The sequence below is a fragment of the Kitasatospora sp. NPDC043950 genome (genome assembly GCF_056435345.1).
Genome location: NZ_JBWKER010000002.1, coordinates 250216 through 258131, shown reverse-complemented (window position 1 = coordinate 258131; position 7916 = coordinate 250216). Strand labels below are relative to the sequence as shown.

The following is a 7916-nucleotide window of genomic DNA, read 5'->3' as shown; positions in this document are numbered from 1 at the left end:
GTGTTCGGTGTTCGGTGTTCGGTGTTCGGTGTTCGGTGTTCGGTGTTCGGTGTTCGGTGTTCGGTGTTCGGTGTTCGGTGTTCGGTGTTCGGTGTTCGGTGTTGCAAGCCTTTTATTGTATCCGGCTCCGTGCGAGAGGACGACCAACTTCCCCTGGAAAACGGAGAGTTCACCGCCGAAGCTGGCTGACAGGGCGAGGTCGACGGGTGTCTGCTTGGCCTGCTCCCACGGAAGTACCGGAACCCCGAGGGAGCTCAGCAGCTCGGCGACTCCTGCGCTGAAGGGGGACGATCCCGTACAGGCGGCCAGCAGCTGGATCCTGAGGTCGTCGCGGAACAGCGGAACGACGTCCAGGAGACGGGTCGCGGAGGTCACGTTGTGGACGACGAGGAGAACCCGGCGGCAGCCACCGCGGGTGGTCCACCTCGAAGCGTCCTCGCCCACCGGAACCCGGATCCAGTCGGTCACCAGCCCTGCCAACCCGCCGCTCCTTCGATGCTCGCCGCCTCCCCTCGCGAGGTCCGTCCATTGTTCCACGGCGTGGATGTCGAGGTTCGGCCTCGGTCGGGACCGGTCGGTTCGGCCGGACCCGACGCGCGGTCAGGGTCTTCGCCCGGCGGCGGGTTGGGGAGTGGGGGTGATTACAGGTGTTCGAGGCGGATGGCCGCGGCCGGGCAGACCGCGGCGGCGTCCTGGACGGCCTGGTGGAGGTCGGCGGGGGGTGCGGCGTCGAGGAGGATGACGATGCCGTCCTCCTCGCGCTGGTCGAAGACCTCGGGGGCGGCCAGTACACAGTGGCCGGCGCCGCAGCACTTTTCCTGGTCGATGTGGATGAGCATGGCTTTCCTTTCGGAGGATCGGTTCGGACGCGGGGGGCCGCTACCAGGCGAGGGGGAGCTCGTGGACGCCGTAGATGAGCATGTCGCCCCGGAAGCGGATCTCCTCGAACGGTACGGCCAGGCGCAGTTCGGGCAGTCGCTGCAGGATGGAGTTCAGCGCGATCTGCAGTTCCAGCCGGGCCAGGGGCTGTCCGAGGCACTGGTGGACGCCGAAGCCGAAGGCCAGGTGGAGGCGCGCGTCGCGGGAGAGGTCGAGCTCGTCGCCGTCGGGGAACTTCTGCTCGTCCCGGTTCGCGGTGCTGATCATGCAGATCACGCCCTCGCCCGCTCGGATCCGGACGCCGCCGACGGTGACGTCCTCGGTGGCGACCCGGGTCAGGCCGGAGTGCGCGATGGTGAGGTAGCGCAGCAGTTCCTCGACGGCGCCGGCGACCGACTCCGGGTGCTCGCGCAGGTGGGCGAGCTGGGTGGGGTTCTGCAGCAGGGCCAGGATGGAGAGCGCGGTCATGTTCGCCGTGGTCTCGTGTCCGGCGACCAGCAGCAGCCGGCCCATGGCGCCGATCTCCTCGGTGCTCAGTTCGCCGCGGGCGACCAGGCGGCTGAGGATGCCGTCGTCGGGCTCGGTGCGCTTGGAGTCGGTGAGCTTGACCAGGTAGTCGACCAGGTTCTTCTGGGCGATCTGCACCTCTTCGGCCGAGGAGTCGCGGCGCAGCAGGACCCGGCTGCACTCCTGGAAGAAGTCGTGGTCCTGGTAGGGGACGCCGAGCAGCAGGCAGATGACCAGGGACGGCAGCGGCAGCGCGAACTCGTGGACCAGGTCGCCGGAGTTGCGGCCGGCGGTCAGCTCGTCGAGCAGTTCGTCGGCGATGCGCTGGACCTCGGGGCGCAGTGCCTCGACCTTCTTGATCATGAATTCGCTGGTGAGCATCCGGCGCAGGTGGGCGTGCTCCGGGTCGTCCATCCGGATGAAGGTCCGCTGGCCGGTGCTCAGCTGCCGGGCTCCGGCGCTGATGAACGGGAAGCCGGGCCGGGCGGCGTCCGAGCTGAAGCGGGCGTCGCTGAGCACGGCCTTGATGTCGTCGTGGCGGGTGACCAGCCAGCTGGGGGCGCCGTCCCAGAGGGTGATCCGGCTGATCGGTTCGTCCTGCTGGGCCTGCTGGTAGGCCGGCGGCGGGTCGAACGGGCAGCCGCCACGGGCGGCGGGGTGGGTGAACCGGGGGTTGTGAGCGGCGGTGGCCATCATGGGCTCCCTTCGCGGAGCGGATTTGCCGGTGGCGCCGAGCGGATGGGCCTGCGGTGCCGTGGGGTAGCGCCCGGGACCGTTGCATGCCCTAAGCAACTAACTCACCGTCACGCTAACTCGCGGTCAGTGGTGGCGAAAGGGCCCATCCGGTGGCGAACGAATCTGTCTGGAAACCGGTCAGTGGTCGAGAGGGGAGCCACTCCCCGAACGGGGTCGCTACAGTTCCCCCATGCCGGACGCAACAGACAATCCGACCGCCACCTCCGAACTGGAGGAGGTGCTGGCCTCGCTGGCCTACCTGCTGACCCGCTCGCAGGAGCACGAGCGCCAGACGGCGCGGGCCGGCATCACGGCGGCGCGCTCGGACGTCTACCTGCTGCGCGCGCTCGCCGAGGCCGAGGAGGTCAGCCGCGTGGGCGACCTGGCCGCCCGGCTGATGGTCAAGCCCTCCCACGTCACCCGGCAGATCGACCGGCTGCAGACCCAGCAACTGGTGGAACGCACTCCGGACGCGCTGGACCGCCGGGCCCGCCAGGTGGCGCTCACGGCCGAGGGGCGGGCGATGCTCAACCGTCTGAAACAGGCCAACATCGCCGGTCTGGCCAATGCGCTGGACGGCATTCCGGCGCCGGACGTCGCCGCCACGGTCAGCGTGCTGCGCCACTTGGTGGACCGGTATGTGCGGCAGGTCCGGATCAAGATGCTGTCCGAGGACGCCACGCCGGCGGACCGGGCGCCCGGGAGCGTCGGCATCGCCGACCCGGGCCCGAACCGCTGCCCCTGACGCGGGGCCCGGCAAGGAGGGGGCGCCGGAGCGGGCGCCCCCTCCGAGGTCAGGACCGTACGGCGATCGAAACCGTACGGTGATCAGGACCGTGCGGAGATCAGGGCGGCCAGTCCGTCCAGCCCGCGGTCGACGGTGTCCGGGTCGACCTGGCTGACGGAGAGCCGCAGTTGCCGCTCCCCGCCCGCGTCCGGGTAGAAGTGCGACATCGGGGTCCAGATCACCCCGTACTCCGAGGCCGAGAGTTCGAGCAGCGCGTCGTCCACCACGAACGGCACGGTGACCACCAAGAAGAACCCGCCGCGCGGCTCGTTCCAGCTCACCCCGCTGCCGGGCGGGAAGCGCCGGGCCAGGCCTGCCAGGACGAGCGCGAGGTTGCGCCGGTAGAGCGCGGCGACCTCGGTGTTGGCGGCCCGCAGGCTGTAGCCGTGTTCGAGCAGCGCCCCGCCGATCACGGCCTGGGCGATCGGTGAGGTGTTCACCGTGGTCATGCTCTTGATCATGCCGAGCAGGTCGGCCAGCAGGTCGGTGCCGCCCGCGCCGTCCGCCACCGGCTGGTCCGCCACCACGTACCCGACCCGGGCGCCCGGGAGGGCCGTCTTGGCGAAGGAGCCGAGGTGGACGACCCGCCGTTCGGTGTCCAGGGCCTTGAGCGAGGGCAGCCGCTCCTCGCCGGCGAAGACGCAGTACGGGTTGTCCTCCAGCAGGAGGAAGTCCTCCTCGGCGGCCAGGGCGAGCAGTTCCCGCCGCAGCTCCAACGGCAGGCTGGCCCCGCTCGGGTTGGCGACGTCCGGTACCAGGTAGAGGGCGCGCGGGCGCAGCCCCTCGGCCCGGGCGGCGGCCAGTTGGCGGCGCAGGTCGGCGAGGTCCACGCCGTCCGGGCCGTCGGCCACCGGCCGCACCGCCAGGTCGGCGAGCAGCGCCGCGCCGGTCAGCCCCACGTACGTGGGCGAGACGGCGAGCACCACGTCCTCGGGGCCGCGGCGCAGCGCCCGCAGCACCAGGAACATCGCCTCCTGGCAGCCCACCGTCACCACGATCGACTCGGCGGGCACCTCGATGCCCTCGTCCACCGCGAGGTGGGTGGCGATCAGCTCGTGGATGATCCCCTTGGTCCGCCCGTACTGGAGCACCTGTCGCCGGGCCGCCTCCTCGGAGAGCCCGCGCTCGGCGCGCAGGTGGGCGACGTAGCGGTCCAGGTGGCGGTGGACGGCGTCGAGTTCGAAGAACTGCTCCGCCGGGCGGCCCGCGGCGAAGGAGACCGCCTCCGGGTAGCGGATGGAGATCTCGTTGAGCAGGTTCATCGAGGTCATCGCCGGGTCGGCGAGGGAGGGGTGCAGGTCGGCCCGCAGCAGGCCGCGGGGTGGGGCGGTGGTGGTCACGGTGCACTCCAGGTGGGGCAGGGCATGGGGGTGGTGCGCAGCGCGGCGGCCGCGCTCAGGTCGGCGCAGCCCGCGAGGCCGAGCGCGTGCCGCAGCTCCGCGGCCAGCAGGTCGAGCACGTGGGCGCAGCCGGCCTCGCCCCGGGCCGCCAGGCCCCAGATCATCGGGCGTCCGAGCAACACCCCGGACGCCCCGAGGGCGAGGGCGGTGAGCACGTCCGATCCGCCGCGCACCCCGCTGTCCAGCAGCACCTGGCAGGCGCGGCCGGCCAGCGCCTCGGCGACGGCGGGCAGCGCGGTGATCGAGGGGACGGCCCGGTCGAGCTGGCGGCCGCCGTGGTTGGACACCACCACGGCTTCGGCGCCGAGTTCGGCGGCCCGCACCGCGTCCGCCGGGTCGAGCACCCCCTTGACCATCAGCGGCAGGCTGGTGTGCTCGCGCAGCCAGGCGAGATCCGCCCAGGTGACGGCGGGGGAGAGCAGCTCGGCGGTGTGCGCGGCCACGGCCGAGACGGCGGTGGTCGCCTGGTGGGCCCGCCCGGCGGCGCCGTCTTCGAGCAGGACCGCGCGGACGTCCGCGGGCAGCGCGAAGGCGTTCTTGGCGTCGCGCAGGCGGCGGCCCATGAATGGCACGTCGGCGGTGACGACCAGGCATTCGCTGCCTGCCGCCTCGGCCGCCGCGACCAGGTCGAGCAGCCGCCCCCGGTCGCGTAGCCAGTACAGCTGGAACCAGAGCGTGGCTCCCGTCGCGGCCAGCTCCTCGAAGCCGACGCTGCTGAGCGTGCCGACGGTGAACGGCACCCCCGCCGCGGCCGCCGCCCGGGCCGAGGCCAGCTCGCCCTCGGGGTGGAACAGCCGGTGGTACGCGACGGGCGCCACCGCCACCGGCAGGGTCGCGCGGCTGCGCACCAGGGTGGTGGCGGTGTCGCAGGCGGAGACGTCGGCCAGCACTCGGGGCACCAGGGCCAGCTGGTCGAAGGCCGCCCGGTTGCCGGCGAGGGTCCTCTCGCGCTCCGCGCCGCCCTCCAGCCAGTCCCAGACCTCGGGCGCGAGGACGGCCCGGGCGGGCTCCGCGTACTCGGCGACGGAGAGCGGCTGGGGGGAGGGTGACGGGGAGGAGGGCGACGGGGCGGGGGAGGGCTGGTGCCCGGTCAGGGCCGGCGCGCTCATCCGGCCACTTCGCTGGCGCTGCGCTGGAGTTCGACGGCCTCGTAGAGGGCGCGGACGTTGTTGCTGCCGAAGGTGCGGGCCCGGATGCGCTCGATCACCTCGAAGAAGAAGGTGCCGCGCGGGTGCTGGGAGCGGGTGAAGATCTGGAACAGCTGGCCGTCGTGGTCCTGGTCGACCAGCAGGTGCAGGGCGCGCAGCTGGTCGAGCGAGTGCCGCAGTGGCGTCAGACGGGCGGGCAGCGCGTCGAAGTACGCGCCCGGGGTGCGCAGGAACGGCACGCCGCGCTCCGCCATCGCGGAGACGGAGTGCACGGCGTCGGCGGAGGAGAAGGCCACGTGCTGCACCCCGGCGCCGCCGTGGTCGGCGAGGAAGGAGGCGATCTGGCCGCCCGCGTCCGGGCTGAGCGGCTCGATCAGGGTGAGCGTGACGCTGTGGTCGGCGCTCTGCACGACCGCCGAGTCCATGCCGAGCGCGCCGACCTCGATCCGCTCCTCGAAGATCATCCGGAAGCCGAAGACCTCGCAGTACCGGCGGACGGTCTCGCGCAGCTCGCCGGAGGGGACGCAGACCGCGAAGTGGTCGACGGAGCGCAGCCCCGTCGTGCCGGTGTCGGTGACCGGGGCGGCGTCCGGCAGGCCGGGGATCCGGTCGGCGGGGGCCTCGGGGCCGCGCTCGATCAGGGTGTGCACCACGTCGCCGAAGGCGCCGACCACCGCCGTGACGCAGCCGTGCGCGGCCTGCGGCGGGCGCAGGCCGTCGGCGCCCCGGCCGGTCAGCGTCCGGTAGGCGTCGGCGGCGTCCGGCACCCGCAGGGCCAGTGCGCCCACGCCGTCGCCGTGCCGGGCCAGGTAGTCGGTGGCCGGGTGGCCGCCGGCCAGCGGCTGGGTGAGCAGCAGCCGGATGGTGCCCTGCCCGACCAGCGCCGAGAGGCAGCGCTCGGCGGCCTCGCCGCGCTCGGTGGGCGGGACGAGCAGCTCGAAGCCGTACTCGCTGGTCAGCCGGGCGGTCTCGGCGGTGAGGTCGGACAGGTAGAACTCGACGTGGTCCAGTTCGACGGGGAGCGGGGCGGCGGTGGGCGAGGAGCGGTCGGTCATCTGAGGAGCTTTCTGGTGAGGAGGAGAGGAGGTGTCGAGGGTGATCGGGCGATCAGGTGCGCTGGAGGCCCGGGGCGCTCCCGGGCTCGGTGGGGCTCTCGGCGCCGGCCGGAGGCTCGGTGGGGCTCTCGGGCTCTTCGGGGGCCGCGGGCTCGGCGGAGGTCTCGGCGGAGGTCTCGGTGCCGGCGGGGGCCTCGGGCCCGGTCGGGGCCTCGGGCTTGCCGAGCAGGTGGGCGGCCGCGAGCAGGGCGCCGAGCACCATCACGGCCAGCACGACCCGGAAGTCCAGGGCGGCCACCAGTCCGGAGCCGACGCCGACCGCGAGGGCCTGCGGGGCGGTGAGTGAGAGGTTGACGGCCGCCTGGGCGCGGCCCATCAGCTGGGGCGGCGTGGCCGCCTGGGCGGCCGTGGCGAGGCCGACCATGGCGGCCGGGATGCCCGCCCCGGCGATCACCAGGCCGGCCGCCACCACGGGGAGGGACGGCGCGAGCAGCAGGACCGTGCCGAGGCCGAACACCACCGACCCCGCCATGACCGTCCGGCGCGGTCCGAGCCGGCCGATCAGCAGACCGCCGACCACCGAGCCGCCCAGCGCCCCGACCGCCTCGGTCGTCTCCAGCACGCCGAGGAACTGCGGCGGGCGGTGCAGCCCGTGCTGGGTCAGCGCGAACAGCACCGGCTGGAGCAGGCTCAGCACGAAGCCCGTGACGGCGGTGGCCGCCACCAGCGGGCGCAGCCCGGTCGCACCGCGCAGGTGGGCGAAGCCCGCCAGCACCTCGGTGCGCCACCGGAGGCCCGAGGGCTCCGGCCTGGGCTCGTCCGCCCGCAGGCCGAGGAAGGCCAGGGCCGCCAGCAGCAGCACGCCGAGGTCGGCCAGCGCCACGGCGTGCCCGCCCAGCCAGCTGTAGAGGCCCGAGCCGAGCAGCGGCGCGACCAGCGTGGTGCCGGCCCGGGCGCTCTGGGTGAACCCGGCTGCCGCGCCGAAGTCCTGACGATCCGTCAGGATCGTCCGCAGCAGGGCGCTCTGCGCCGGGGCCAGCACGGCCCCGGCGAGACCGCAGAGCGAGGCCGTGCAGTAGATGATCCAGACCCGGTCCGGACCGTCGACGAGCAGCAGGGGCGTCAACCCCACTGCCACCACCAGGTTGACGCCGACCAGCAGCGGTCTGCGCCGGACCCGGTCGGCGAGCAGGCCGCCCAGCGGCAGGAGCAGCAGCGGCGCGGCGAAGCAGAACAGCACCAGCCCGGCAGCGGAGTTGCTGCCGGTCAGCACCTTGGCCCAGATGCCGAGGGCGATGGAGAGGGCGCTGTCGCCGAGGACGGACAGGGTCTGCCCGGCGAGGTAGCGCCGGAACTCCGGGCGGGCCAACAGCGGGTGCATCGCGGTTCCTTCGCTGCGCCGACG

Annotated in this window: 7 protein-coding genes and 1 pseudogene; 1 reads left to right on the top strand and 7 read right to left on the bottom strand. The window is 73.3% G+C overall.

The window, feature by feature from the left end; all coding sequences use genetic code 11:
* From AC07BF_RS02065 to AC07BF_RS02055, 3 genes and pseudogenes are all read right to left on the bottom strand, one after another.
* Positions 1 to 480, bottom strand: a pseudogene (locus AC07BF_RS02065) (hypothetical protein); the annotation flags it as partial.
* A gap of 161 nt (positions 481 to 641) precedes the next feature.
* Positions 642 to 839 carry a ferredoxin gene (locus tag AC07BF_RS02060; RefSeq protein ID WP_363586152.1) on the bottom strand — a complete coding sequence of 66 codons (198 nt, stop codon included), beginning with the start codon at positions 837 to 839 and terminating at the stop codon, positions 642 to 644.
* A 40-nt stretch (positions 840 to 879) separates the two neighbouring features.
* A complete protein-coding gene (locus tag AC07BF_RS02055; protein ID WP_478332788.1) occupies positions 880 to 2079 on the bottom strand; it encodes a cytochrome P450 in 1200 nt (399 codons plus the stop codon).
* Between the two features lie 232 nt (positions 2080 to 2311).
* Between AC07BF_RS02055 and AC07BF_RS02050 the strand changes: the two genes are divergently transcribed.
* Positions 2312 to 2866, top strand: coding sequence for a MarR family winged helix-turn-helix transcriptional regulator (locus AC07BF_RS02050; protein ID WP_363633372.1), 555 nt, complete (start codon positions 2312 to 2314; stop codon positions 2864 to 2866).
* An 83-nt stretch (positions 2867 to 2949) separates the two neighbouring features.
* Here AC07BF_RS02050 and AC07BF_RS02045 read toward each other — a convergent pair whose 3' ends face one another.
* From AC07BF_RS02045 to AC07BF_RS02030, 4 genes are all read right to left on the bottom strand, one after another.
* Positions 2950 to 4179 carry an aminotransferase-like domain-containing protein gene (locus tag AC07BF_RS02045; RefSeq protein WP_478332801.1) on the bottom strand — a complete coding sequence of 410 codons (1230 nt, stop codon included), beginning with the start codon at positions 4177 to 4179 and terminating at the stop codon, positions 2950 to 2952.
* A gap of 65 nt (positions 4180 to 4244) precedes the next feature.
* Complete coding sequence (locus tag AC07BF_RS02040; protein ID WP_478332787.1) at positions 4245 to 5417, bottom strand: alpha-hydroxy acid oxidase; 1173 nt, start codon at positions 5415 to 5417, stop codon at positions 4245 to 4247.
* On the bottom strand, positions 5414 to 6511 hold the full coding sequence (hppD, locus tag AC07BF_RS02035; RefSeq protein ID WP_478332786.1) for a 4-hydroxyphenylpyruvate dioxygenase: 1098 nt from the start codon (positions 6509 to 6511) through the stop codon (positions 5414 to 5416). The genes AC07BF_RS02040 and hppD overlap by 4 nt, the downstream gene beginning before the upstream one ends.
* A gap of 52 nt (positions 6512 to 6563) precedes the next feature.
* Positions 6564 to 7892, bottom strand: coding sequence for an MFS transporter (locus AC07BF_RS02030; RefSeq protein ID WP_478332785.1), 1329 nt, complete (start codon positions 7890 to 7892; stop codon positions 6564 to 6566).
* Positions 7893 to 7916: the final 24 nt, after the last annotated feature.